The organism is Phyllobacterium sp. (assembly GCF_037994425.1).
Taxonomy (GTDB): Bacteria; Pseudomonadota; Alphaproteobacteria; order Rhizobiales; family Rhizobiaceae; genus Phyllobacterium.
In genome coordinates, this window is the sequence record NZ_JBBNAM010000348.1 from 1 (window position 1) to 23,828 (window position 23,828).

At 56.7% G+C, this 23,828-nt stretch carries 27 protein-coding genes and 1 pseudogene; 9 read left to right on the top strand and 19 right to left on the bottom strand.

Features of this window, described 5'->3' with window-relative positions:
- Positions 1-647 precede the first annotated feature (647 nt).
- Positions 648-968, bottom strand: coding sequence for a hypothetical protein (locus AAAB35_RS23030; RefSeq protein ID WP_340670604.1), 321 nt, complete (start codon positions 966-968; stop codon positions 648-650).
- Between the two features lie 1,065 nt (positions 969-2,033).
- Here AAAB35_RS23030 and AAAB35_RS23035 point away from each other — a divergent pair.
- The 4 genes from AAAB35_RS23035 (at position 2,034) to AAAB35_RS23050 (ending at position 3,586) form a co-directional block, all read left to right on the top strand.
- Positions 2,034-2,228, top strand: a complete 195-nt coding sequence (locus AAAB35_RS23035) for a hypothetical protein (RefSeq protein WP_340670605.1) — start codon at positions 2,034-2,036, stop codon at positions 2,226-2,228.
- A complete protein-coding gene (locus AAAB35_RS23040) occupies positions 2,225-2,590 on the top strand; it encodes a hypothetical protein (RefSeq protein ID WP_340670606.1) in 366 nt (121 codons plus the stop codon). The genes AAAB35_RS23035 and AAAB35_RS23040 overlap by 4 nt, the downstream gene beginning before the upstream one ends.
- A gap of 154 nt (positions 2,591-2,744) precedes the next feature.
- The gene (locus tag AAAB35_RS23045; RefSeq protein WP_340670607.1) at positions 2,745-3,098 is read left to right on the top strand and encodes a Rap1a/Tai family immunity protein; all 354 of its coding nucleotides are present in this window, start codon (positions 2,745-2,747) and stop codon (positions 3,096-3,098) included.
- A 206-nt stretch (positions 3,099-3,304) separates the two neighbouring features.
- Positions 3,305-3,586, top strand: coding sequence for a hypothetical protein (locus tag AAAB35_RS23050; protein WP_340670608.1), 282 nt, complete (start codon positions 3,305-3,307; stop codon positions 3,584-3,586).
- Positions 3,587-3,700: 114 nt separating this feature from the next.
- Here AAAB35_RS23050 and AAAB35_RS23055 read toward each other — a convergent pair whose 3' ends face one another.
- Positions 3,701-4,105, bottom strand: coding sequence for an HdeA/HdeB family chaperone (locus AAAB35_RS23055; RefSeq protein WP_340670609.1), 405 nt, complete (start codon positions 4,103-4,105; stop codon positions 3,701-3,703).
- Here AAAB35_RS23055 and AAAB35_RS23060 point away from each other — a divergent pair.
- Complete coding sequence (locus AAAB35_RS23060; RefSeq protein ID WP_340670610.1) at positions 4,082-4,582, top strand: hypothetical protein; 501 nt, start codon at positions 4,082-4,084, stop codon at positions 4,580-4,582. The two genes, AAAB35_RS23055 and AAAB35_RS23060, sit on opposite strands and share 24 nt — an antisense overlap.
- A gap of 80 nt (positions 4,583-4,662) precedes the next feature.
- On the opposite strand, the gene AAAB35_RS23065 is transcribed toward AAAB35_RS23060, so the two are convergent.
- The gene (locus tag AAAB35_RS23065; RefSeq protein WP_340670611.1) at positions 4,663-4,920 is read right to left on the bottom strand and encodes a hypothetical protein; all 258 of its coding nucleotides are present in this window, start codon (positions 4,918-4,920) and stop codon (positions 4,663-4,665) included.
- Between the two features lie 379 nt (positions 4,921-5,299).
- Here AAAB35_RS23065 and AAAB35_RS23070 point away from each other — a divergent pair.
- A pseudogene (locus AAAB35_RS23070) lies at positions 5,300-5,512 on the top strand (integrase core domain-containing protein); the annotation flags it as partial.
- 119 nt (positions 5,513-5,631) lie between these two features.
- On the opposite strand, the gene AAAB35_RS23075 reads toward AAAB35_RS23070, so the two are convergent.
- Both AAAB35_RS23075 and AAAB35_RS23080 read right to left on the bottom strand, forming a co-directional pair.
- The gene (locus AAAB35_RS23075; protein ID WP_340670612.1) at positions 5,632-7,077 is read right to left on the bottom strand and encodes a phospholipase D family protein; all 1,446 of its coding nucleotides are present in this window, start codon (positions 7,075-7,077) and stop codon (positions 5,632-5,634) included.
- A 31-nt stretch (positions 7,078-7,108) separates the two neighbouring features.
- A complete protein-coding gene (locus AAAB35_RS23080) occupies positions 7,109-7,282 on the bottom strand; it encodes a hypothetical protein (RefSeq protein ID WP_340670613.1) in 174 nt (57 codons plus the stop codon).
- Positions 7,283-8,020: 738 nt separating this feature from the next.
- Between AAAB35_RS23080 and AAAB35_RS23085 the strand changes: the two genes are divergently transcribed.
- Both AAAB35_RS23085 and AAAB35_RS23090 read left to right on the top strand, forming a co-directional pair.
- Positions 8,021-8,233: a hypothetical protein gene (locus AAAB35_RS23085; RefSeq protein ID WP_340670614.1), complete on the top strand. Its 213-nt coding sequence runs from the start codon at positions 8,021-8,023 to the stop codon at positions 8,231-8,233.
- A 53-nt stretch (positions 8,234-8,286) separates the two neighbouring features.
- A complete protein-coding gene (locus AAAB35_RS23090) occupies positions 8,287-8,682 on the top strand; it encodes a YciI family protein (protein WP_340670615.1) in 396 nt (131 codons plus the stop codon).
- 151 nt (positions 8,683-8,833) lie between these two features.
- On the opposite strand, the gene xylB is transcribed toward AAAB35_RS23090, so the two are convergent.
- The 13 genes from xylB to AAAB35_RS23155 form a co-directional block, all read right to left on the bottom strand.
- Positions 8,834-10,300 carry a xylulokinase gene (gene xylB / locus AAAB35_RS23095; protein ID WP_340670616.1) on the bottom strand — a complete coding sequence of 489 codons (1,467 nt, stop codon included), beginning with the start codon at positions 10,298-10,300 and terminating at the stop codon, positions 8,834-8,836.
- On the bottom strand, positions 10,297-11,382 hold the full coding sequence (gene ugpC / locus AAAB35_RS23100) for a sn-glycerol-3-phosphate ABC transporter ATP-binding protein UgpC (RefSeq protein ID WP_340670617.1): 1,086 nt from the start codon (positions 11,380-11,382) through the stop codon (positions 10,297-10,299). Before ugpC ends, xylB begins: the two co-directional genes overlap by 4 nt.
- A 1-nt stretch (position 11,383) precedes the next feature.
- Positions 11,384-12,991 (bottom strand): FGGY-family carbohydrate kinase, encoded by a 1,608-nt coding sequence (locus AAAB35_RS23105; protein WP_340670618.1) that lies wholly within the window; start codon positions 12,989-12,991, stop codon positions 11,384-11,386.
- 28 nt (positions 12,992-13,019) lie between these two features.
- Positions 13,020-13,994 (bottom strand): sugar-binding transcriptional regulator, encoded by a 975-nt coding sequence (locus AAAB35_RS23110; protein WP_340670619.1) that lies wholly within the window; start codon positions 13,992-13,994, stop codon positions 13,020-13,022.
- 7 nt (positions 13,995-14,001) lie between these two features.
- Positions 14,002-14,919 carry a TIM barrel protein gene (locus tag AAAB35_RS23115; RefSeq protein ID WP_340670620.1) on the bottom strand — a complete coding sequence of 306 codons (918 nt, stop codon included), beginning with the start codon at positions 14,917-14,919 and terminating at the stop codon, positions 14,002-14,004.
- Positions 14,916-15,737 (bottom strand): carbohydrate ABC transporter permease, encoded by an 822-nt coding sequence (locus AAAB35_RS23120; protein WP_340670621.1) that lies wholly within the window; start codon positions 15,735-15,737, stop codon positions 14,916-14,918. The genes AAAB35_RS23115 and AAAB35_RS23120 overlap by 4 nt, the downstream gene beginning before the upstream one ends.
- The gene (locus AAAB35_RS23125; protein ID WP_340670622.1) at positions 15,734-16,636 is read right to left on the bottom strand and encodes a sugar ABC transporter permease; all 903 of its coding nucleotides are present in this window, start codon (positions 16,634-16,636) and stop codon (positions 15,734-15,736) included. The genes AAAB35_RS23120 and AAAB35_RS23125 overlap by 4 nt, the downstream gene beginning before the upstream one ends.
- A gap of 39 nt (positions 16,637-16,675) precedes the next feature.
- The gene (locus tag AAAB35_RS23130; protein WP_340670623.1) at positions 16,676-17,242 is read right to left on the bottom strand and encodes an SIS domain-containing protein; all 567 of its coding nucleotides are present in this window, start codon (positions 17,240-17,242) and stop codon (positions 16,676-16,678) included.
- Between the two features lie 74 nt (positions 17,243-17,316).
- Positions 17,317-18,669: a sugar ABC transporter substrate-binding protein gene (locus tag AAAB35_RS23135; RefSeq protein WP_340670624.1), complete on the bottom strand. Its 1,353-nt coding sequence runs from the start codon at positions 18,667-18,669 to the stop codon at positions 17,317-17,319.
- 1 nt (position 18,670) lies between these two features.
- Positions 18,671-19,711 (bottom strand): alcohol dehydrogenase catalytic domain-containing protein, encoded by a 1,041-nt coding sequence (locus tag AAAB35_RS23140; protein WP_340670625.1) that lies wholly within the window; start codon positions 19,709-19,711, stop codon positions 18,671-18,673.
- 59 nt (positions 19,712-19,770) lie between these two features.
- Complete coding sequence (locus AAAB35_RS23145) at positions 19,771-20,025, bottom strand: hypothetical protein (RefSeq protein WP_340670626.1); 255 nt, start codon at positions 20,023-20,025, stop codon at positions 19,771-19,773.
- Positions 20,022-22,097, bottom strand: a complete 2,076-nt coding sequence (locus AAAB35_RS23150; protein WP_340670627.1) for a hypothetical protein — start codon at positions 22,095-22,097, stop codon at positions 20,022-20,024. The genes AAAB35_RS23145 and AAAB35_RS23150 overlap by 4 nt, the downstream gene beginning before the upstream one ends.
- 91 nt (positions 22,098-22,188) lie before the next feature.
- Positions 22,189-22,782, bottom strand: coding sequence for a TetR/AcrR family transcriptional regulator (locus AAAB35_RS23155; protein ID WP_340670641.1), 594 nt, complete (start codon positions 22,780-22,782; stop codon positions 22,189-22,191).
- A gap of 130 nt (positions 22,783-22,912) precedes the next feature.
- On the opposite strand from AAAB35_RS23155, the gene AAAB35_RS23160 reads away from it, so the two are divergent.
- Entirely contained in the window at positions 22,913-23,305 is a 393-nt protein-coding gene (locus AAAB35_RS23160; protein WP_340670628.1) for a RidA family protein, read from the top strand.
- A 76-nt stretch (positions 23,306-23,381) separates the two neighbouring features.
- On the opposite strand, the gene AAAB35_RS23165 is transcribed toward AAAB35_RS23160, so the two are convergent.
- A complete protein-coding gene (locus tag AAAB35_RS23165) occupies positions 23,382-23,825 on the bottom strand; it encodes an SRPBCC family protein (RefSeq protein WP_340670629.1) in 444 nt (147 codons plus the stop codon).
- Positions 23,826-23,828: the final 3 nt, after the last annotated feature.

A 23,828-nucleotide genomic window follows, 5' to 3' on the forward strand; every position in this document is an offset into this window, starting at 1 on the left:
GAGTGGGCTTGGTCATGGACGTTGCCGACATGGATCGCTTGATGGCCTTTATGCAGACCAAGCCAGCTGCGGATGCGATGGCAAATGACGGAGTGTTGCCTGAGACCTTAGTAATCCTCGTTCAATCGTAACGGTAAGGCGTCACGTTCAACGTTCCGCGTCATGTGCGCAAATTCAGGGTTTTTGCGACCATTTAAAGCTATCGAAGCAAATGGGCAGCAAAATAACGATCGGTGACTATGAGTTTAGACGGCTAGCTCGCCGCTGGCTCAATCGCCCGCATCCGTGCCGCTAACGCGTCGCTATAGCGTACCATCTTCAGCAAAATGCACGTGGCGGCGAGTGGCACAAGACATCGGTTGCGCGGGTGATCAGGATGGCGGAAGCGAAACAGCCACAGATCGCTCAGCCAGTCAAACGTCCCGACCCTGCCGCAGGCGCTGCCCCACTCGGCAGCCGCTGGTAGCCGCGAGGGAGGGCCTCGGTCCGGCCCACCCCTCCGTGGTTTCCGGCAGGCCGGGGGTGTGTGAAAAATGGGACCACCTCGCCGCGAAGGCGAGGTAATATAAGGTTGACCGTCGCACGTTCCGCCCAATCGCGCTGTCAGCGCACAAAAGCGTTCACTTACGAGCGGCCAGAGCGCGCGGTCAATGCTTGAGGCACTTTTTTCCCGCTGCCATTGCCTTGAAAGTGCCCTTCAGATCGACAACAAAGGTCCCCTTGGTTTCTGGAGACACGGTCATTTCATATTTCTTCGCCACGTCGCGCTTGAACTTCGGGTCATCGGTCAAGATGTAGCCGCCAGAAAGTCCGCCCTTGAGTTCGCCATTGGTGCTGGTGGCCACACCCTTATACAGATTGCGGTCGAGGGCGACGAAGATGTCCGTCTTGTTCCCGTTCTTGAGGCCGATATCCGCCTTCGTGAACACGCCGAGATACCCGACCTCCTGATTTGCTGTAACACCCATTTGCACCGAACCTTGGCCAAAGTCGCGAACGATCAAGCAATCTCCACGGGTTTGATTTGTATAAATAGTCCAGCCCTCGATGTCCTTCCCATATCGGACAAGCACATCGCTGGCCTTGGGAAGGGGATTTTGGCTTTGTGCGTGGGCTGCCATCGCAGACGAAAGTGCCATTGACGTAGCCGCGATCAGTGTCAGGACGTTTCGCATAAAGATTCCCCTTTGTGCAGGTTGAATTGTTCTGTGCCTGTGGACGCGCAAAGTGTGTCAGAGCGCGGTTGATGGATGCAACGTCACCATATTCGATTGCTCAGCATTGTATAGTGGTCTTCATCAACGGCCTCGGCCTCCTTCAGCACGGGCGCATCGAAGCCAGTCGGCTGAAATCCTGACGTCGCGCGGTCAGCGTAAATTATCACCTCGCCGTTATGACGTCGGATAACCCGATAGACACGGTCAAGCGTAAGGTAGTCAGCGCCCTCTCTATCGATGCACCTGACGAACTCATTCCTGGGGGAATGGATAGGCCCTTCTAATCCTAAAATATGCCAAGAGTTAACCGTTTCGCTGAATTGATTCCGCCACGGAAAAGACCACACTTAAATGGTCGGTCTAACCCACTGATAAGTGAGGCTCGGCTACCCAAGCCTGATACCCCGGCTGAGCCTCACGCCCAATCACTCAGACCAATTGCCGTTCTTCTTGCGAGCCCTTTCCATGCAACGGCGGGAACACCGCGCAAAGGTGAAACCGGAATCTTTCCCGAAATCCCGCCAACCGATATTGTGTCAGCGTGGCAGCGGTCCACATGGTCTTGAAAGAGCGTGCCGGCGGTGGATCAGCAAACGAGCAATGTTGTTAAAGCGTTTTTGCCGGAGCGGAATAAATGAAGGCGAGGACAGGCGATCTGAGCCATGATAAGCCCGGCTTTTCCCCGGACCAGCTGCGCTTCATGACCTGGCTCAATCCCTTGTTGGAGTCCGACAGCGATACTGGCGAAAAGTCGCCGCTAGCCAAACCCGAATTAACTGCAACTTGCACAAGGGATTTGCGCATGAGCCAAACCAAGTGCGTCGGGGCAAGCATCGAGACACGCGGCCCATCATTACGAACGATATCGGCGCTTGTGCCCGGCTTCTTGCTCAGATCGACTACACCAAGTTTGGCGGCAACCGGAAGGAAGTGGCAGAGAGCGACTTCGGCGAGGATGACGCACTCGGCGGCATCATTCGCTTCCAACGCACCTTCTGGGCCGAGTCATGAAATTTACCGTTTACGCACTTATCCCCAACATCGAAATTGACGTTCCAGGAGTCCCGATGTTTGCCCGTCATGAATTAAACTTGCGCAAAAAACCGCCGCTGGGGTTCAACACAACGACGGCATCAGGGGTTTTACCAATCGGGACGGGTATGGTACTCGATTGGACATCCTATAATCGGGCAAGAAGACGCTCCCCACAATCGGGCCTTTCCCTAGGTTCGCTGCTAATTTTCTGTCATCCGGCACCGCATTGCATGATTAGCGATGTGCCGATGGCGTCACAGAACAAAAAATTGGCAGCCAAACCCAAGCGCAATATTTTTCGAACTGCTAGGGAAAGCCAGCCCGCACGGTTGAAATAGAGGCAAATTGAGCCTCGCCGGCGCTGGCGGATTGGCTCTTCGCAGGGAAGAATCAAATGCACGATGACTGGGATATCAAGCCCGTCATATTCGGAATTATTTTGATCGCGGGCTTGTTATGGCTGCTGTACGAAATTTTCCAATGGGTTCTTAGATGAAAAAGTTGCTTGTGGCGGCTCTTGCCACGGTTGTCGTACCGTCGGCACAAGCAGAGTCATCCCGGTTTGAAACAGGCCGCCAACTAAAAGCAGTATGCATAGCTGAGCCTGGCTCTTTTAATATCGGGGCCGGCAGCGGATTTGTGCTCGGCATTGTTGATATTATGCCGGATAACTGCCTCGCGGATAAGCCCGGCGTCAACAAGGGGCAGTTGCGAGAAGTGGTGATACGCTACATTTCCGATCACCCTGAAAAATTGCACGAGATGGGTGCAACAATTGTCGTTCGCGCGATTAGGGGAAGCGTTCTGCAGTTAGGACGTATTCCCTGGGATATATTAGGCTTATGAGTCAGCTTGAACTTGTTCTTCTTGTAGGCGGGGGCGCTATCGCTATTGGAGTGCTCTTACTATTCCTAGCGATTGGGTCGGTCGTCGGCACTGGCCGCTCGATCGAACTTCGATCAATGAGGCAGAACGACCCGGAGTATGCTGTCCTTATCGAGGATCAGCGCAGCGGCCGTTTAGAACGAATTGGAAGGAATTGCTGAAATTTGATGACTCAGACCGCCGAAGAGAAGGAAACCAAGCGCAAGGCTCATAATGCAGAGAAGATGCGCAAGTGGCGCGAGAAGAACCCGGCTTCATCCGAATTGAAAGCGAAGGCCGCCGAACGCGCTCGACAATGGCGCAAGGCAAACCGGGAACGGTACAGGGCGCAACAGAACGCGTGGTATGCCAAGAATCGCGAGAAAGTTGCGGCGACTAACCGTAAGAGGGAACAACGGCGGATGAAAGCCACGGAGCAAGCGCCGGCAGCCGTCCATTCTGATGAATGACATGACCTTCGGCGACGCCCCTACCCTGACCTATGCGGCAATTTGGCGGGACGCGCCGTTTTAAACCCCTAACAAGCAGAGACCTTCATAGCGCCGTAGATGGCGTCACCGTTATCATGACTTGGCGACTGCCTCGATAGCGTCCGCGAGCGTTGAATCGGGTTTGCTCTTGCAATATTCGGCAATCTTTTCTGCGTTGGCCTGCGCCTTTTCGCCATCTATCATCGGGTTGCCGGCCTTACCATGGACATAGCCGTTTACCCACATAGCAACGCCAATGGTTTTGGCGGCCGGCATAGCGCCGACCTCCTTGCAGGTGAGCTTTGACATGTCTACTTCGGCTGAAATTGCCGGATAGGCCAAAGCCATACCTGCAGCTGCGAGTGTAATCATAACATACCGTTTCATGGTGGTTTCCTCCGAAGGAAGCCCCCCACCCACGACCTGGTAAGTCATTGTATTTTTTAATAATTGCTTCAAAAACTGCAAGAAACCATGATCGTGACCGCTTTCGGCCATGGTGCAGTTCGCAAGGTTGGTGGAATAGCACGATTGGCGAGAACTGTCCTCCAGAAAACAATTGGCAAGAACCATGACCCTCGCCTGGAGAACGCAGAAGCTATCAGCGTGACCGCCTTCAGCATAAAATCAAAATTAAGGCATCCCCGGCCGCTTCCAGATAATCAGTTCCTAATGCTTGACTCGGGCACCGCGCGGGACGAGCCTCTGTTTTGCGCATGGGGGGCTCAAAAAATGACGATAAGCAGACCCGACATACCAAGACACCACGCCGATCGCTTTGATGCGTGTCAGACGGCCATCGAAGACGAATTGATTGAACTTGTTGGCCGTGCCCACGACCGAGGGTGGCATACGGATGAGGTTCTAGGGGCAATCATGGCGGTGGCCGACAACCTGGCCCTAGCGAGGCGCGAAGACCTTGCTATTGCGATTGAAATGCGCGTTCGCCAAATGATCAAGAACCGAGAAGCATGAATTTGGCGTCAGCAGAAGCACACGCGTCCACCATCGTTAAGCTAGATGACAATTCACCCGTGCTGATTAGCGCTCACGACTCAATATTTGATGTCTCGGCCCGTCTTGCGTGCGTCCTGCTTGGTCGCCCGCTTGTCCTGACGGCATCCTGCGTTGCTTTTTTGATCGGCGGCGCGGCAATCCTGCTTGGTTTGACGTGCATCAGGACGCGCTTGCTGGCGGGTGTCGCGCGCTTGCTGGCGTTGCTGCGACTGGTCTGTCGCCCACGATATTCCGGGCAAACTTGCAAGAGATATCGCAATCACCGAAGCGGTGAACAAAGACTTCAACTTAGGCATTTTAATTATCCTCCCAAAAGGCCTTTGAGAGCGAAACTAACGATGCAAGAAATGCCCAGCCCGCACGATGGCTGTGGACTCAGGACGGGCTGGGCATCCAGTCGCGGTTAACGCGACGAACGTTATACGCTCGGCGTAAAGATTTGGTTTTTCCAAATGGCCCGCTGCCGCGAGGGCTGCATACAACAGGCTTATTTGGGGCAATCATGAAAAAGGATCGGACGCCTTTTCCAATTCCCCATAGTACGCTCTGTATTCTGGAAGACCAAGCGATAACAAGTAGCCGTTCGCTGACAATTGTCCACTACAGACAATTTTGGGGTGCCGGACATCAATGAGGGCAAACCGGCGCTTAAGGTTGCGTATTCCCGCCAAACTAATGGGAGCGCTGCTATGTCCCAACACTCAGCTTCAAACTGATGGGCCACGATTTCGGGGCCATCTATCTGCACATTCCAACGGATATAAGGATAAATGGAATTTCTGCCTACCGGAGGCCCGAGCTGGGGTCGGCCGGTATCTCCGTTTTTATAACACCCGCCGCCCACATTCATACCTTGACCGGCAGACACCGGATCAGGCTTACTTCAACGTACCACTTGCGCCAGGAATGGGTGTCATCCCCTTCTGCGCGTGCTCGCGTTGTCGAGCCGTCTACGGCCCGGACAACGCCGAGACCTCAGGCCGCGCGTCGGTCCAAAGCGAGTGATGTCAGACTTGCGAGTCGATCGGCAGGAGTTTCACGAGGTCGGCAACGAACCGCCGGCGGAACCCAGTTTCGGGCTCGTCCCGGTAGCTGACGATCTCGCCGTCCCGCACGGTCTCCCAGATGATCGCGCCATTCGGATCAAGGAAGACGCGGTAGCTGTTGGCGGGCGCGACGCCGGTCGCCATGTTGGCCGTCAGCCTCTCGGCAAGCTCCGGGCTCTCGATATAGAGGCCGGCTTCCGTGTTGATCACGGCAGATCGCGGGTCGAGGTTGAAGCTGCCGATGAACACGGCCTTGCGGTCGAAGACCATGGCCTTGGTGTGCAAGGCCGCCCGCGACCGCCCGGAACGGAGCGACCAGCCCGACCGGAAGGCGTCGGTGTCCGGGCGCAGCTCGTAGAGCTCAATGCCGTTCTCGAGCAGGCGCCTGCGGGTCTTGGCATAGCAAGAATGCGCCGCGAGCTGGTTATTCGAAGCGAGCGAGTTAGTCAGCACGCGCACCCGGACATTGCGCTCGTGCAGCGCCTTGACGGTTGCCTGCGCCCCGGCGGGCAAAACGAAATAAGGCGCCTCGGCGAGCAGCTCCACCTTCAGCTCGGCGACCCGTCCGCGAATGAAGGCGACCACGTCGTCGGCTGCCTTGCCGCGAGCGATTGCTTCCGGGTCGTCGGCGATGATACGGCCTGGCGCCCACACGAGACTGTCGCGCAGCGCGGCGTTCTGGGCCGCCAGCTCGCCGAGATCCTGGTCGATCGGGTATGGGTAGTCGGCGGCAGCGATCTCCTGGCGCAAGCGGGTCAGGATGGCATCGAGATCGGCGGCGCCGTAGGCGCGCGCGACGATGGTTGCGATCGGCACGGTCGAGGCGCTGTTCCAGTATCGGTCGAACACCCCCGACAGATCGCCCACAACAGGCCCAACCGCCAGCACATCCAGATCGCGAAAATTGGCGGTTGTGTTCACGCCATAGTAGTCGTCGCCGATATTGCGGCCGCCAACGATGGCCGCCGAGTTGTCGGCCACCATCAGCTTGTTATGCATGCGCCGATTGACCCGGCGGAAGTCGACAAGGAAGTCTAGCCTGGACCACTTCCGGTTCCTGGTCGGGTTGAACAGACGGATCTCGACGTTGGGATGGGCGTCGAGGGCAGCTTTGACCTGATCGCTGGCCTTGTAATAGGGATCGTCGACGAGGAGTCGCACCCTGACTCCGCGGTCGGCCGCCCTCATCACGCGGTCGACGATGATCCGGCCGGTCGTATCCCCGTCCCAGACATAGTACTGCATGTCGAGACATCGCTCGGCCAGGTCGGCCAGCGCCAAACGGGTGATGAAGGCCTCGCGCGCCTGGCTCAAGAGACTGAAGCCGGAGAGGCCAGGATGCGCGGCGGCCGCCGGGCCGAAGAACTGGCCCAACCGGGTTAACGCGCTATGTTCGAACCCCGTCATGCCCTCCATCTCTGATTAGCGGCGGCAGAGCCTAGCCCACTTCGAGACGCCTCATGATCTCCGCGTCGGCTTCGGGGGCGAAAATCTGGTTGATGTAGCCCACGTCGTCCCCCTGCACGACCGCCGACATGTCGATCCCGAGATCGGTCAACTTTTGCGCCGTGGGGTGATCGAGTTGGATCTGCGCGAAAACCTGCGCGCCCAATTTGAGCGCTAGGTAAAAGGCGCCAATGGACAGTGAGCGTCACATGATTTCCCCCGTTTATATCGGGGTGAAACGATAACACGGTTCACATGCAATGTCGTCACAATGCGGGCGTTGGGAGGGAGGGTGTTGTCGGGGGGATGATGGAGATTACAGGCTGGCGATCTCCGGTGCGGCGAAGGTGACGGGATCATGCGACGAGATCGGTGGCGCTGGATCCGGCGCATCTGCCACAGCATATTTGGACCTGTGGCCAAGAATTGGGACGCAGTGAATAACGACTTCGGCCTTCCAGCATGCAACATTAACTGTTTGATTCTGTTGATCAAGAGTGGTCGAACAGTCATGCCGGCGATGTCACTTTGCTAAACATTCGCAATTATCCGTGCTACATGTTGCTTTGCCAAGCTGGCGCCGCGTGACGATCTGCCTGGAGGGACGGGAATGCAAAAACAACTGTTCAAGCAAATACTGCCGGTCTGATTGTTTCATGCAAAGCTTGGGGCGGGTGTGCGTTTCGGCCCGCCATCGCTCTGTCTTTACGGCCCATGTGAGAATATGAACATTTGGGGATGCGCATGAAGAACGACGTCAAAGCCTGGTTCATCTTTGGTCTGGTTTTCATTGCCGCGGCCATCATTTATTTCGGCGTACCGCATATTTGGCACGCCTGGTTCGATTGACCTCTTAAGCGCAAAGGTCCCCCGAACCGAACGCAAGCTTGCCAGGAGAATCTTGATGAGGAAACTCGATATAACGAGAACTGCCATCTGGGGGGCCGTCTTTGGCTGCTTGCTCATGGCAATATGGATACTCTATATGGGGAGGGAAAGGAGCGTACCTGCGAGCGGATATCTGGTTGATCTTCTTGGCGGCGCTGTCCTCGGCGCGGGTTTGCTTTCCTTGATCGCCTGGCTGGTTAATTTGGCCATGCGCCCGAAACAGGACTGAAATCTGTTTCGATGCTTCAAGTGACAATCAACCGATACGAAGGGGCAAAATTGATGTTCTACGCCATCTTGGCCTATCACGAGGAAGACATTGTCGAATCATGGTCGAAAGAGGAGGACGCGGCGCTGATGGCCGAACTCCTCGAAGTCAATGATCGCCTCGTTAGGGAAAAACATCTTGGACCCGCAGCACGGCTTGGTCCGACGCGGCGCGCCGTCACCTTGCGCGGGCAAGGCGCGGGCATCGTCACCGATGGCCCCTTTGCCGAGACCAAAGAGCAGTTGCTCGGGTTCTATGTCGTGGATTGCCTGACCCTTGATGACGCCGTGACAATCGCGCGCGACCTGCGCCGCGCCAATCCGACAGCCGTTTATGAAATCCGCCCGATCCTGCTTTACCGTCCCGGTGCGCCTTTGGTTGACGAGTGTGAGGCGACCGAAAATGGGTAAAGCACGCCAACTCTATGAACGCTTCGGGGCTTACCCCTGCCGGCCAGCTGGCCCTGGATGAAATCGCGATGTTGCGATGAGAGGCAAGCGAGGAGAGGACCCGAGGCACCGCTTCGATTGCCGCTACAGTGCGGCCTCGTCAAATCACTTGTCAGGATGGATACATCTTCAAATAGTGATTGCGTCGTATTGCCAACAGGGGGAGCTTTTCGGGATCGGGATTGAAGCGCGCGCGAATAGCTGGCTTCTTGCAGACATCATCGATCGTCCCTGCCCCTGCCGCCACCATGCCAAGACGGGCCGCCCCAAAGGCAGCGCCAATCTCCGCCCCTTCCGGTAAATCGAGGGAAATTGCGAGCACGTCCGCCAGCAGGCCATTCCAGAAAGCACTGCGCGACCCACCACCGACGAGCATGCAGGACGAAGGAGCTGCGTCGGCTGCTTTCAACACGTCCAGTCCGTCGGCCAGAGCAAAGGCCACGCCTTCCAGCACAGCGTAGGCGAGCGCGGCGCTGTCATGTTCGGCGCGCAGGCCGTCAAATCGCGCAGTTGCATTGGGGTCATTGTGCGGCGTGCGCTCACCCGTAAGATAAGGCAGGAAAATGGGTGCCGACCTGCGCCGTTCCGGATCTGCGGCGAACGTCTCGGCGCCCCTGATCAAGCCGGCAATATCATGACCTTGCCCAAGAAGCGCGCCGAGCCAGCTTAGTGCGGATGCCGCCGAGAGCGCTACCACCATGCCATGCCAACGTTGCGGCAGCGCGTGACAAAATCCGTGCAGCGTCCGCTCTGGAAGCGATACGAGGCGATCGGTCGATACAAACAATACACCGGAGGTGCCCAGCGACAGGAAGCCGTCGCCCATTCCCACCGCGCCGATGCCCACGGCCGAAGATGCATTGTCCCCGCCACCGCCGGCGATCGGCACCCTCCTGTCACCGAGCCCCCACATCGATGCGACATCGCGCGAAAGATATGTCGATATCTCGGATCCTTCAACCAGATCAGGCATTTGCGACAGGGTCATGCCGCCGCCCTCGAGCAATACCTCGTCCCAGGTTCGCCGGGCGATATTGAGCCAAAGCGTTCCGGCCGAGTCCGACATATCCGATACGAAGGCACCCGAAAGCCGGAAACGAAGATAATCTTTCGGCAACAGGACTTTGGCTGTTTCTTTAAATATCTCCGGCTCGTGTCGCGCCACCCAAAGCAGCTTTGGAGCCGTGAATCCGGGCATGGTGGTGTTGAAGGCGCGCGTCAGGAAATCCGGGACACGTTCGAGGAGTTCGGCGCATTCCCTGCCACAACGCCCGTCGTTCCAAAGGATCGCCGGGCGCAAGACGCAGCCGTGCCGGTCGAGCAGGGTTGCACTGTGCTGCTGGCCCGATAGGCCGATGGCTTCAAGCTCCAGGAAATCCTGTGGTGCGACTTCGCGCACATGCGCAACCGCTTCCTGCGCGGCGATCCACCATCCTTCAGGATTCTGTTCCGACCACATCGGCCGTGGGCGCAAGACTTCAACCGGTGATGATGCCTCAGCAATCACATTCTGGTTGCCATCGATAAGCACGGCCTTGACAGAAGACGTGCCAACATCAATCCCGAGATAAGTGGTCAAATTCCAAGGCCCTGCTTGTCGAAAAGATAGATATGATCTGGCGCTATTCCGATGGGCAGCATTTCGTTCTTGCTAATGGGCGGGCGCCCGGCAACAACAATGGTCATGACTGCCCCTGCGTCAGGCTGAGCATAGATCTGGCTTGCCCCGCCGAGATATTCTGCAAAGTCAGCCTTTAATGTTAAGACGGGATCGTGGGCCTGTAGTTCAAGGTGTTCCGGCCTCATTCCAACGGTCACGTTGTCCCCTACCCGCACCTGGTGCGGACGTTTTGTGGCAACGCTTAAGCGGCCCCCGGTAAATGCCGGGCTCGATACGGTGATTTGCCGGTCTGTCGCACCGGTAACCGACGCCGGAAGAAAGTTCATTTTTGGCGAGCCGATAAATCCGGCAACGAATGTGTTGGCCGGGTTGTCATAGAGTTCGGTTGGTGTTCCCACTTGCTCGACAAGCCCCGCGCGCAGCACAACGATGCGGTCAGCCAGCGTCATGGCCTCGATTTGATCATGGGTTACATAGACCATTGTCACGCCGAGGGCCCGGTGAAGCTTGGCGATCTCGACGCGCATCTGGGTGCGCAATTCGGCGTCGAGGTTCGACAAAGGTTCATCGAACAGAAACAGCTTGGGGTTTCGGACAATGGCGCGGCCGATCGCGACGCGCTGGCGCTGGCCACCGGAAAGCTGCCGCGGCTTGCGCTGCAGCAATGGTTCGATCTGCAATATGCGCGCCGCGTCCGACACCCGTCGCTTGATATCATCCTCGCTGGTCTTGACCATCCTCAGACCGAAAGCAAGATTCTCGAACACGTTCATATGGGGATAAAGGGCGTAGGACTGGAACACCATCGCGACCTCGCGCTTGGCCGGTTCCACATGTGTGACAACCTTCTCGTCGATCAGAACATCGCCATCGCTGATTTCTTCAAGGCCGGCGATCATGCGCAAAAGGGTCGACTTGCCACAACCGGAAGGGCCAACAAAAACGACGAACTCGCCCTTTTCGGCCGAGAAGCTGACGCCCTGTACAGCCGAGTGCTCACCGTAATGCTTGACAACTTTATCGAGACGAAGAAATGGCATTCTAGACGGCTCCGCTCTGTTCTTTGGGCATAATGGCTTCAAGCGCCCGACTGGCGACCTCCACCTCGTTCCTGATGTTGAAAAGATTCAGATAGATCCGGTATGCGGCATCATGGACCAATTGCCAGCTTTGATCGGGCTCCAGCATTTCCTGTCGAGGTGCCATGATATCAAGCGCGGCAAACAGGTCCGGATAGATGCCTGCTGAAACGCCAGCAACCATTGCTGTTCCCAATAACACCGGTTCCTTGGCGTCACTCACGATCAACTTCGCACCGAGCCCATCGCGGTACAGTCTTACGAGAAGCGGATTGTGCACATGCCCGCCTGCCAGTGCGACGCTGTCGATCGCGTAGCTGCCATGGGCATTGAGATGATCAATGATGTGACGCGCTTGAAGCGCGAGGGCTCGCGCTGTGGCGTAATAGGTTTCAAGGAACGCGCGCTCGCTGGTTTCTGTCCCGACGCCGGTCAACAGGGCGCGCACGCGCCCGTCGCCTAAGGGCGCCCGGTTGCCAAGCCAGTCCGGAACGATGTGGCGGGTCGCAGCAAACCTCGAGCCCTCCTCGTCCAGAAGTTCGAGAATGCGGGTCGCCGTTTGGTGGTGGAGTGCGCTGCTGGGCGCGCCGGGACTGGCCGGATGATGTTCCAGAACGGCATCAAGGGCGGTTCCGGAAAGACTTTGACCTGCCTCGTGCATCCAGTAGCCCGCAAAGACGGCGTCCTTGAACGGACCCCAGACCCCCGGCACGAAGCGTTCCTCCTTGGCAAAGGGCATGTAGCAGGTCGAAGTACCGCCGATCATGGGAAGCAGTTTGTTCATTCGGTCAACGTAGTTGCGTCCTAAAACGCCAAGCGCCCCGGCCTCCGCATCAATCAGGCCGATTGCCACCGGCACACCGGCCGGAATGCCAAGTTTAAGGGCCGCTTTTTCGGATACGCGGCCGTGGATTTCGCCTACCCTTCCCGGCTTATCAGCCAGTTTTCCTAGTGTCGTGAGCTCACTGATGCCAAGCTGATCAAGAAGGTCCACGCACCAGGGGGACTTTTCATTGGGCAGGTAGGGCCATTTGCAAGCAAGGCCGCACACGGAATGGCGATCCGTGCCCGTTGCCCGCCTCGCCAGCTCGTCGCAAAGATCGCGAGCGCTTTTGATCCTCGCCCAGACGTCGGGACGTTTACGCTTCAGCCAGAGCAATTTTGGCAGATTGGTTTCCGGGGAGAGCGATCCGCCGACATGGTTGAGGAACCTGTGACCGGTCGCATCAACCTCCAATGCCTCGAATTGCCCACGATGGTCCATCCAGCAGATGACGTCGCCGCCGCCATCGAGTGGGGGTTCGCCTTCGGCATCAATATAAATCGACGACGTGGCGTCAAACGCCATTCCTGCAATTGTGGATGCGGCATCTGGCAGCTGTGCCAGGCACTGATTGACCGCTGAACAGACTGCAGACCAGATATCATCCATGCGGTAGATCGCATGGTGCTCTAAAGGTTTCATCAACGCGAATGTCGCAGACGCCGTTGCCTCAAGGGCTCCTTCACTATCGAAGATACCTGCGCGCGCTGACAAGGTGCCGACATCAATTGCCAGGAGATGCCTCATCGCAACCTCACCTGTTCTTCTATTGCCTTCATGCACTCGCCTTCAGGATCGTTTCCGCAACATCTTCGTCCGTTACAAGCCGGTTAACGTAGCCGGCCTGCAATACCGCCCTGATAATGGGCGCCTTGTGCATTGCCCCTGACGCCAGGATGGATGACGGAATGAGCTTAAGGTCCGCCGGGCGCATGGCCATCACCCGCTCGTTTAAAGGATGATCGACAGGAACGCCGTTTTTGTCGAGGAACACGCCCAGAATATCGCCGACCGCTCCCGCCGCTTTCAGGGTCGGCAAATTTTCGGTGACGATCTGTGTCTTGGCGAGGAGAGAATGATCCGAAAGGTCGCCGCACGCGATGAGCGCAACCGAAGTGTTGCGGCCGCGCTCCATGACTTCGGCAAGGCCGTAATGTGTGAGCAGCGTCGTTCTGCTTTCGCTTGAGGGACAATAGATCGGCGCGGCGACATAATAGCATTCGGCTCCAAGAATCCTTGCAAACTCAGTGGAAACCTCAAACGTATTCGTTCCTGAACCGCGCGTAAGACCACCCATAAGAGCCGCGACCCATGCGTTGCTTAAGCGTCGAGGCGTCAAATGCCGCCTCGCTGCCGATAGGGTCTGGCCCCAACCGATACCAAACCCCTTGCCGTCAACAAGGAGGGGGTCGAGCATTGCGGCTGTCGCGCGCCCAAGAACCCGGTGGAGATCTTCTGACTGTGAAACCGACGGCACCACAGAACAGTCGACGAGCCCGAAGCGCTCCTTCAACCGTTCTTCCAGCGCCACGCACTGGGTGAGCGGCATGCGTATATCGACGCTGACCAATCCATCGCTTCGCGCTTGCACGACGATCTTGTTCACACGCAGCCGCGTGATGGAGAGCTTGTCGGCAATCTCCTGCTGGGTAAGTCCTCCAACGTAATAATACCACGCGACGCGGGCCCTGACCTGGTTCGTATCGACCTGGAAGATTGTATTGGCATCATAGGCAGAGGGGTCAATCAATTCAATCTCAGGCAAAAGCCGGTTTGAGGAGGGATATCGTATGGGCGAGCGCCTTCAGAATCGATGCATCGTCGCGCTCGAACGGATAGAACACTTCAAGGAACACCGGTCGGCTGGCAAGTCCGCACTCACGCTGCAGCCGCGCGGCGTCGTTGGGGTTGACCGCCCCCGGCTCGCTGAAATCCCAGTGCCTGTCGTACTGAAAGTCGGTCTGCTGCAGGTGGACCATGCCGATGTGGGGCGCGAGACCAACAAACCATTCGGCCATGCTTGCTCGGTAACGTCCGTAAAGCGGCTCAAACGTGCCATGTCCCCAGTCGACACAGTATTTCCAGGGAATTGGTGTATTGCCAAGGTCCCTCGCCATGCGGTCAGCCTGCGCGATGGTCCACGGCCATTCGCGTCGCAAGGGCGTTGGCTCGATATAAAGTTCGATGATCCCGGCTTCCTTTGCCGCCAGCGAAAGCCTGCCGAGCCGCACAATAAGATCATCATAATCGGCTGCTGGAATGCTCTCTGCCTCCACACCATCAAGTCGTGATGCAATCGCGCCGACAGGACCACCGACGCGTTTGATCCCGGCAAGAGCCGCGAACCGATAGGCGCGGCGCATCCAGGCCTCTGCCACATCGCGAACCCTTGGGTTTGGATGAAGCAACTGATTGAATGTGTAGTGCGCCAGTCCAATGAAGGCACTGTGGATCGTGATTGCATATCGATCGGCGGTCTGACGAACTTCCTTGGCACAATCGTCGAGAACGTCGTCGGGCCACATTGGATCGACAAGGTCAAACGACATCTGGACCAGATCGATGCCCAGCCTCTCGTGCACGAGCGGGGCCCATAGTTCGGGGGTCACCCATCGCTTGACACAAAAGGAGAGATTAAGTCCAAGCGGGATAGCAGATGTCTTTGAACCAATCACTTGGTCGCCCCCATGGTGAGACCGCGGACCATGTGTTTTGAGACCAAAAGGGCAAATATTGTTACGGGCAAAACGATGACGGTACCCGTCGCCATGATCTTGCCCCAGGGCAGCTCATAACCGGACATGAAACTTGTCGCCATCACCGGCGCTGTTTGGACAGTGCGCCGTGTTAAAACAAGCGCGTAAAGCAGTTCGTTCCATGAGAATATAAAGCTGAAAATCGCCGATACCGCGATCCCGGGCAGGCCAAGCGGAATGTATATCTTGCGGAAGATCGTGAACTGGTCTGCGCCGTCAAGGCGGGCAGCCTGCTCCAGCTCGATCGGGATCGATCGGAATTGATCGGTACAGATCCATACGACGATGGGCAGGTTGAATGTCAGATAAATCAGGATCAGGACGACGTGCGTATCAAGGAGGCCCAGCTGCAGGGCCAACAAATAGACCGGCAGGGCAAGAACAATCGGACTGATCATGCGATTTGAAATGAACCAGAACCACAGATCGGACTTGCCTCTAAAATCATAGCGCGCAAGTGCATAGGCCGCCGGTGCACCAAGAAGGACTGACAGCGCCGTCGTGCATGTGGCGATGATCAGGGAGTTCATGATGGCGCCAAACACCTTTTCATCCGAGAAAATATCAGCGTAATTGGTGAACGTTGGGGTAAATAGCCAGACCGGCGGGGAAGCCAGCAAATCTGTCTGGTCCTTGAAGCTCGAGGATACCATCCAGTAGAACGGAAACAGGGTGAAGCTGAGGACAATGATCAGCCCCAGCGCATGCATCAGGCGGCGAAGCGGATTCGACATCATTCGATCTCCTTGTAGATAAGCCTGATGTAGAGCCGGCTAAGTAAAATGGTAACGATAAGCAATAAGATAGCCTGGGCCGAAGCCGTTCCCATATCGAAGATACGGAAGCCGACACGCTGAATGTAGACCGACACGAGATCGGTCGCAGCACCTGGCCCGCCCCGGGTCATCACGAAGACCATGTCGAAAAGCTTAAGAATGTCTGCCGAGCGCAGGATCAGCATCGCTGTGAGGCCGGGCAACAGGTAAGGCAGTTGCACATGCCGCAATTGCGCCCATTTGGAGCTTGTCTCCAGTCTGGCTGCTTCCTCGATCTCGACCGGCACCATGGACAGTCCGGCTAGAAATATGAGTGCGCAGAACGGGGTCCACTGCCATATATCCATGACGGCGATTGCTATAAACGCTCCGGTCGTCGACCCGAGCCAGTCAAGCCCGCCAATTCCTATCATGTCGAGAAACTGGTTGGCCACGCCAAAGTCGCGGTTGAAAACCAGTCGGCCGATCAATCCGACGACCGCATAGGTCGTGGCGAGAGGAACGACGAGCGATACGCGGGCAACGGCGCGCAGCATGCTCAAGCCCGGCTGGTGGAGCAGCAAGGCGATGCAGATCCCAATTGCAAGTTGAAACGGCAGCACCGTCAGGAAGAACCGCACCGTCAGTCCCAATGATTGCCAGAAGGTCTGGTCAGATAGAACGTTCAGGTAATTATCGAAGCCAACGAAGGGGAACCCGTCACGCGGGCGCGTGATGTTGTAGCGACGAAATGAAGTGATGAGCGCAGCGATGGTCGGATAGATGCCGATCACGAGCAGGGTAAACACGGCCGGTGCCAGAAACCAGAACGGCGTCCAGCGGCCATAGCCCGGATTCAGTCTGGATCGTATTTGCCCCACGAAGTTTTCTCCCTGCCTTCGTTTAACACGCTGTTGCGTTTACTCCAGGTTGGTATGATTGGCACGCATTGCCTCCGTTGAAACTCCAAGCCGCTGCCCTATTTTTAGCACCATCACCTCGAACAGGATGAATTGAACCCCTTCGAACAGCGAGCCCATCGGTAGCACTGAGCTTGTTGCACCCCGGTCATCAGCCATTGTCTGTGCTGGAACCGTTAAAACGTGGTCGGCGCGCTCGGGTGCCTCGCCCTTTGGCTGGGCGGTTACGACCAGCGTTTGCGCGCCGGCCGACTTTGCTACGCCCATCAACCCTAGCACGGTGGAAAACCCGCCCGGCCCAGCTGAAACGATCAACAGATCTCCCTTACCGATGGGAGGTGTTGTCATATCGCCGACAACCGAAGCCCGAATGCCCAAATGAAACAGTCGCATGGCGAAGCCTTTGACTTGCAGCCCTTCGCGTCCGACCCCGTATAGTGCAACCCGTTCAGCTTTTGCGATGACGTCAACAGCCGCATCGACGCCCCGATCGTCAATGCGATCGAAGACAGCCGACATTTCTTCAAGCGCCTGATGGTATTGGCTTGGCAACATGACCTCCCGCATTTGAGGTTTTCTGGCGCACCGGGCAAAAGCAAATTGTTCCCGCCCGGTGCAAACGCCGCAGCTGCGCCTAGGCTTTACTGCAGCAATTCCTTCTTGCCGTCATAGTAGCCTTCCTTGCCGAGGATGGTTTCCATCCGCGTGCCGATTTCCTTGGCGCCCGCCTCTGTCGACACTTCACCCAGCATCATCTTGGATCCGAATTCGGCGACGACTTCAGAAATTGCTGGCCATGCAGGGAAGCGGGGCCGGAATTCCGGCACGCCCTTTTGCCACGACGCAACCATAGGGTCTACGAACTTGTATTTCGCCTTTATATCGGGCTGCTCATAGATGGAGGTTCGCCCCGAAACACCGCCTGCTTCGACATACTGGCGGGCAATTTCTTCAGATGTTGCCCATTGGATAAACAGCCAGGATGCCTTTTTCAGATCGTCCGGTGCCTGCTGGGCGACAGCAAGGGAAAACCCGCCGAGCGCTGGCAACCGGCCAGCAGGCCCCGAGGGCTCTGGCGCGACGCCGAGGCAATCACCAAGTTTGGATGTAGCAGGATCGGTAAGCGTTCCGTAAAACGCCGACCACTCGGTGATCATGGAGACCTGACCTTGAGCCAGTGCGTTGACGGCTTCAGCATGATCGAAGCTTACGATCCCGGGCGGCATGTACTGCATGAGGTCCTGGCGGAACGTCAGACCCTTCTGGCTTTCGGGGCTGAGGAGATTGGACTTGAAGTCCTTGGTCAGGAGCGACCCGCCAAATGGCCAGAGCACCCGCATGAAGCTGTCGGCCGACTGGGTTTCGCCGCGCAGGGACTGCAAGGCAAAGGCATAGCGGTTCTTCGCCTTGTCGGTCAGCTTCGGGGCGTAATCTTTCATGAGCTCATCCCAGGTCGCTGGCGGCTTGTCGAATCCGGCCTCTTTGAGCTGGCAAGAATTGTAGAACAGCAACCCCGAATAATTGTCGAAGGGAAGGCCGTAGGTTTTGCCGCCCCATGAACCGAAGGCGTCGAGCAACAGAGGGAAAAAGCCCTCGAGCTTGAGATTGGGATCGGTGATGGATTTGTCGGCGGTGAACTCGTCGATCGGCGCAATCCAGTTGTTCTCGGCAAACTCACCGATCCAGACGAGATCGACAAGTGCAATGGTCAGATCGCCATTCGATGTAAAATTGAGCACCTGCTTTTCGCGCGTATTCTCGTATGGCACGATTTCGTAGTTGACCTTGATCCCGGTTTTTTTCTCAAACTCGGGCAAAAGCTTGATAATCGCCCGATACCCCGGACGGTCCAGGAAGATCACATTTATTTCCTTGCCCTTGAAAGGTTGTGCTGCAGTCTCAAGCCAGTCAGCAGCAAGTGAAATTGATGGCAACGAAACCACGCCTGCCAGCAAGGCCATAGCACTTAGTGATGCATATAAAAGCTTTCTCACGTTATCCTCCCAGTTTAGAAAAGCCTTTCGGATAGATCAGACTCTTGATGTAACCCGGCGCATTGTCCGCGTGGTTGCGGAACGTTTCGGGTGCCTCGTCCAAGCCGACTTGATGGGTCACGAGCGACGTGACATCGACTTTTCCTCCAGCGACGAGTTCGATGGCACGGGGATAGACCTCTCCCATCCGGCGTGCGAATTTGATCTTCAGTCCGCGGCGACGCGCTTCGGCGGCGGGCAATGTATAGGTGTCCCCGTCAGGAATCCCGACAAGCACGATGCGACCACCAATTTTTGCCGCAAGGACAGCATCGCGAAATCCAAGGGGCGAGTTTGTCGCTTCGATGACCAACGGCGCGCCTTCGCGCGCTGTCCATTCTCGAATGTCATCCACTGATGTGCCCACGTGTGCCGCACCAAGCTTGTAAGCCATGTCGCGTCGGTGCTGAAGCGGATCAACAGCAAGTATCTCTCCAGCTCCGGCAACCTTCAGGACCTGGAGAATGAGAAGGCCAATGGGCCCGCAACCGATAAGAGCCACTCGCTCCAGAAGTCTCGGTTTGGCAAGATCAACGGCGTGGATTGCAACGCCGAGAGGCTCCAACATGACTGCCTGAAGCGGCGTAATGTCCTGCGGCAAGGCAATGACCTGTGACGCCGGAACCCAGATACGCTCGGTCATGGCACCATTGAAGGGTGGCGCGCCGATGAATTTCACATTGGGGCAAAGATTGGCAAATCCTTTGTCGCAAAACTCGCAATCACCGCAAGCCTTGTTTGGATCAACCGCAACGAGTGCTCCCTTGCGCAGTCCCAGATCGTCGAAGTCCTCACAGAGATAACCGCCAAACTCATGGCCAGGAACGAAAGGCTCCTTGATCACCGCCGATCCTATGCCACCGTCCTTATAGTAGTGCAGATCCGAACCGCACAGACCAACGCACGCGACGTCGATCAACACTTCTCCGGGGCTACCCTCGCGAAGGTTGAAGGGCGCAACATACGCGTCAAGAGCTCCACGGATGAAGAGGGCGCGGCTCATATCGAGATGTCCCGTGCGATTGTGAGGTGAAACCACCTTACAAATGTAAATCTGTATTTTCAAGTGTATTGTTTGAACGCTTCGACGTTTACCTGGGAATAAAGCGTCCTTAAATCAAAGGACGAGCGGTTCAGGCTTCGGCGGCGGTTGGGTAACAGTTCGGCTACCTCAAAGGCCCTCATGCTGCTGGTCTTCAGCTGGATGACCGGCCCTGCCAGGGAAAACAGTTTTGCCGGGTTCGTCATCGATCCGGTGGTGTTCGGTGGCCCCCTTTCGGTCTGAACAAAACGCTGTTTCGACAGCGTCTTCGTCACAAGAGGTCGCGCAACATGTCTACCGGGTTGCCGGGAGTGGGCGCTATTGGGGACGGTATTTTCGGACTAGTGGGATCGAGCATAGGCGCGATTGGCGAGGGTGCGTTCGGAACCGCGGGATCGGGCGTAGGCGCGATTGGCGAGGGTATATTCGGAATTGTCGGCTCGGGAGTGGGCGCTATCGGGGATGGTATCGTAGGCCCCGTGCCGCCAACCCCACCGCGGATCTGCGGCAACGGCAGCCCGCGTTCCTGGAAGAATTTCACGAGCTCGTTGTCATCGCCGAATTCAAGATCGCCGATCGTCAGGGCAAAGCCGGGCTCGCCCGGGCAGTTGAGCATGACCTGTCCTTCGCTTGCTGAGGTCGCCAGTTTCTTTTCTTGAGCGGCGCGATCGAAGCCTGCCGCTTCGGAGTCAAGGAATTTCGTGAGCAGTTTGGCTGTTATCCAAAGGCCCGCATCGTCACCTTCGACCCGCTTCGGTACGAATTCATAATCGGCCGTGGTCCACGCTGATGTAAACAGGAAGTGGTCGTTCCCGTTCTTGACATTGAGGGGTTTGCCGCCCGGTCCACGGCCCCGGGTTTGAAAGGGCAAATCACTGAAGATGAGGACATCAGCGGCTGTCTGCATGCCAACGGGAAGAGTAACGTTTGCTCCGAGCGATGGAACGGATACCCAAGCTTCTTCAAATCTGGCTTTTCCGTCCGTCTTAAGCGTCAGCTTGATGTCGCGGCAACCGATGTTGGGCTTTAGCATTACGACTTTATTGCTGCCCACCTCGCTAATTTCGATGCCTGCATCAATCTCGGATGCTACGGCTGTATTTCCGAGCAGGCCGACCGTCGTGCCGACCCCTTTTCCTGTCAAGGGGTCGACATGCAGATCTATGGATGCCCTGGCATCGGCCTGCGCATTGAACGAAAGCTTCAAGCGTCTGCCTTTGGTCCAGGACATGCGGACTTCATTGACTACGACTGTTGCCGCAACTGCACCTTTGTTGGGAAGCGCGGCGATGATCCCACCCTCGCCTAGAATATCGTCTCTCCATTTCTGGTCAGCAAGCAGGCCTTTGAATTGCACCGACTTGACGGTTGCAGTCCTGTTTGCAGCGGGGAGTTGATTGAATTTGTCTTGACCGAGGCGCGCAACTGTTCCGTTTATCCAAAGAGCAATATCTGCATCGTTTAACTTCGGCATCCGGATTTGCTGCAGATCTTTCCGCTTCCTGATGACGTCAGCCCCGATCTCGGGAGGAGGCTCGTTGATACTGGTTGCCACAGGTCTTTCGTTGAAATCGGTCAGCAGCCATATTCCGCCGTCGAGGACGACGGCGTTGGCAGTGTGAATCTTTGCCGACAGCTCATATGACGGAACGGTGATCTGCACCTTGATCCAGTTTTCGTCTTGCGGATCGCGGACCGCAAAGGTCTTCGTCAGATCGTGCTTCAGATCGTAAGTGATGGTGTTGTTGAACGGGAGCTTCATGTTGACGGCCTCGGTGAGCTTCAGCATGAGACCCGTTTCGATGAGCTCGCTCGCAAATCCTCGCAACTTGACATTGAACCATCCCCATCCGAATTCGGGATCGAGTCTTAGCAGAGAGATTGCGAAGACGGCTTGGGCGTTCCCGTCCTCCCCCTCTTCTATCCCTTTGAAAACAAGCGAGGCCTGGCCAGCAAACTTTACGGTCAGATTTCGCTTCTTCGAATAGGCGTCAAGGCGTAGGTATACCCAGGCGAAACCAGGTTGAAAGTTGGCAGTGATAGTCCGCAGAGTTACGACAGTGTCCTCATCTGCCTTAAACTCGGGGTCATAGGCAATTTGTGCGTCCTTCAGGCTTTGAAGCGCGGTGTTTAATCCCCGCTCCGAAACAAACACGCCCGCTGCCCACGCTTCAGGAACAGGCTTCTGCTTTAAAAGGCTTTCCGTCTCGGAAAGCGATTTCCACTCCGATATGGTGCGGTCGCGCTCGAAATTTGAATGTTGAAGTGAGAGCCATCCGACACCGATGGCCGCAAATAATGCGACTGCGATAACAACGCGTAAAATGACCCGTGCGCCCGTTCCCATGCCGTGATCTCAACGCGAGATGGATGAAGTGTCAAATAACACTTATTGTTGATGCGGGCGGTTACTCCTCTGATCCCGGCAGCTGCCGTAATCAAACGGCGCGCTGCAGCAGGCCCGAAGCCAAGCACCGAAACGCCTCGACGGCTCTGGCGAGCACGTCTTGCGGGTCAGGGCTTGCAGCGATCCAAAGCGCAGCGTTAAGGGCGGCGCCATTTAAGAGCCGCGCGGCCGCTTCGGCGTCCACGGGCTTGATGATTTTTTGGGCAATCAGTACCCTTAGCTTATCTGTCGTCGTCTCAAGACAGCTGCTCTGGCTGGGCCAGTGCGAGGGATCGCCGAGGACGGCCGGTCCGTCGAGCAGCACGATACGCTGGATCTCTGGCTCCAACGCCATCTCGATATAGGCGACCCCCTCGGCCAGAAGTCCATCCCAGTCGTTCGCGGCACGGCTGCCTGCGACCCTTGCACGCTCCGCCATCTCCACGTCGATCTGATTGACCACGGCCTGCAGCAGTCCCCGCTTGTCACCAAAATTGTGGTAGAGCGCACCCCGCGTCAAACCGACATCGGCGGTCAGTTCGTCCATCGAGGCAGCTGCGTAGCCCTTTTCGGCGAAGGCTTTGCGCGCAGCGCCTATCAGCTTTGCTCGCGTTTCTTCCATCATCTGCGAACGGCGCTTGGTGATCACCATCATCTCCCGGTTTGGCATACGGTGCGTATGCCGATTTGACATACGATACGCATGTGTTATCCATTGACATACGAGACGTATATCATTTTGCGCCTCGAGCGTGAAGTTCAAAAGGAATGCAGCCATGATCCAACGACAAGCCCTCTTTCCGGTCAACCGGCATGGGCTCTATGAAGCGCACCGTTACTCGGCAGCCATACGCTCTGGCGATCTCCTGTTCGTCTCCGGTCAGGTGGGAAGCCGCTCCGACGGCTCGCCCGAGCCCGATTTCGAGCGACAGGTGCAATTGGCCTTTGAAAATCTCGTGGCGGTCCTCAAAGCTGCCGGCTGTACCCTGGACGACATTGTGGACGTGACCACCTTTCACACTGAACCGGCTAGCCAGCTTCAGACCGTCATGGCGGTACGTGAAAAGTTTATCAGTCAGCCGCCTTATCCGAACTGGACCGCTGTCGGTGTGACATGGCTTGCGGGCTTCGACTTCGAGATCAAGGTCATCGCCCGCATCCCAGACTGAGCTCGTTGGGTGGTCTTACACGGATCGCGTGAAACTAAAACGCGATCCGGTTCTGACAGTACTCAAGCCTGATGCGCTATTCGTTAATCTGCGGCTCGACAAGCCTTGCCAGGTTTTTCAGCGACTCCTGCCAACCGAGATAACAAGCTTCAGCTGGTATAACGTCTGGCACACCGGCTTGCGTTATATGCAGCTCGGTCCCGACCGACACTTTTTTAAGCGTCACAGCCACCTCCATCTCGCCAGGGAGGTTAGGGTCGTCGAATTTGTCCGTGTATCGTAGGCGTTCACCTGGAACGAGCTCGACATATTCGCCGCCAAACGCGTGGCTCGTGCCTGTTGTAAAATTTCGAAACGACATTTTGAACGTGCCGCCGACCCTTGGTTCCAAGTGATGTACTGTGCAGGCAAAACCGTTGGGCGGAAGCCACTTGGCGAGCGCATCCGCCTCGATAAAGGCGCGATAAACCTTTTCTGGGTTTGTTGCCAGAACGCGATGCAGGCGTATGGTGTTCGGCATGGT

Excerpts from the sequence above, each read along its gene's own strand:
- AAAB35_RS23105 (WP_340670618.1), bottom strand. The coding sequence starts at position 12,991 with ATGAGGCATCTCCTGGCAATTGATGTCGGCACCTTGTCAGCGCGCGCA.
- AAAB35_RS23065 (WP_340670611.1), bottom strand. The coding sequence starts at position 4,920 with ATGCCTAAGTTGAAGTCTTTGTTCACCGCTTCGGTGATTGCGATATCT.
- AAAB35_RS23055 (WP_340670609.1), bottom strand. The coding sequence starts at position 4,105 with ATGGCCGAAAGCGGTCACGATCATGGTTTCTTGCAGTTTTTGAAGCAA.
- AAAB35_RS23090 (WP_340670615.1), top strand. The coding sequence starts at position 8,287 with ATGTTCTACGCCATCTTGGCCTATCACGAGGAAGACATTGTCGAATCA.
- AAAB35_RS23140 (WP_340670625.1), bottom strand. The coding sequence starts at position 19,711 with ATGAGCCGCGCCCTCTTCATCCGTGGAGCTCTTGACGCGTATGTTGCG.
- AAAB35_RS23045 (WP_340670607.1), top strand. The coding sequence starts at position 2,745 with ATGAAAAAGTTGCTTGTGGCGGCTCTTGCCACGGTTGTCGTACCGTCG.
- AAAB35_RS23130 (WP_340670623.1), bottom strand. The coding sequence starts at position 17,242 with ATGCGGGAGGTCATGTTGCCAAGCCAATACCATCAGGCGCTTGAAGAA.
- AAAB35_RS23165 (WP_340670629.1), bottom strand. The coding sequence starts at position 23,825 with ATGCCGAACACCATACGCCTGCATCGCGTTCTGGCAACAAACCCAGAA.
- AAAB35_RS23030 (WP_340670604.1), bottom strand. The coding sequence starts at position 968 with ATGGGTGTTACAGCAAATCAGGAGGTCGGGTATCTCGGCGTGTTCACG.
- ugpC (WP_340670617.1), bottom strand. The coding sequence starts at position 11,382 with ATGCCATTTCTTCGTCTCGATAAAGTTGTCAAGCATTACGGTGAGCAC.
- AAAB35_RS23160 (WP_340670628.1), top strand. The coding sequence starts at position 22,913 with ATGATCCAACGACAAGCCCTCTTTCCGGTCAACCGGCATGGGCTCTAT.
- AAAB35_RS23050 (WP_340670608.1), top strand. The coding sequence starts at position 3,305 with ATGACTCAGACCGCCGAAGAGAAGGAAACCAAGCGCAAGGCTCATAAT.
- AAAB35_RS23150 (WP_340670627.1), bottom strand. The coding sequence starts at position 22,097 with ATGGGAACGGGCGCACGGGTCATTTTACGCGTTGTTATCGCAGTCGCA.
- AAAB35_RS23120 (WP_340670621.1), bottom strand. The coding sequence starts at position 15,737 with ATGATGTCGAATCCGCTTCGCCGCCTGATGCATGCGCTGGGGCTGATC.
- AAAB35_RS23060 (WP_340670610.1), top strand. The coding sequence starts at position 4,082 with ATGATCGTGACCGCTTTCGGCCATGGTGCAGTTCGCAAGGTTGGTGGA.
- AAAB35_RS23075 (WP_340670612.1), bottom strand. The coding sequence starts at position 7,077 with ATGACGGGGTTCGAACATAGCGCGTTAACCCGGTTGGGCCAGTTCTTC.
- AAAB35_RS23085 (WP_340670614.1), top strand. The coding sequence starts at position 8,021 with ATGAGGAAACTCGATATAACGAGAACTGCCATCTGGGGGGCCGTCTTT.
- AAAB35_RS23040 (WP_340670606.1), top strand. The coding sequence starts at position 2,225 with ATGAAATTTACCGTTTACGCACTTATCCCCAACATCGAAATTGACGTT.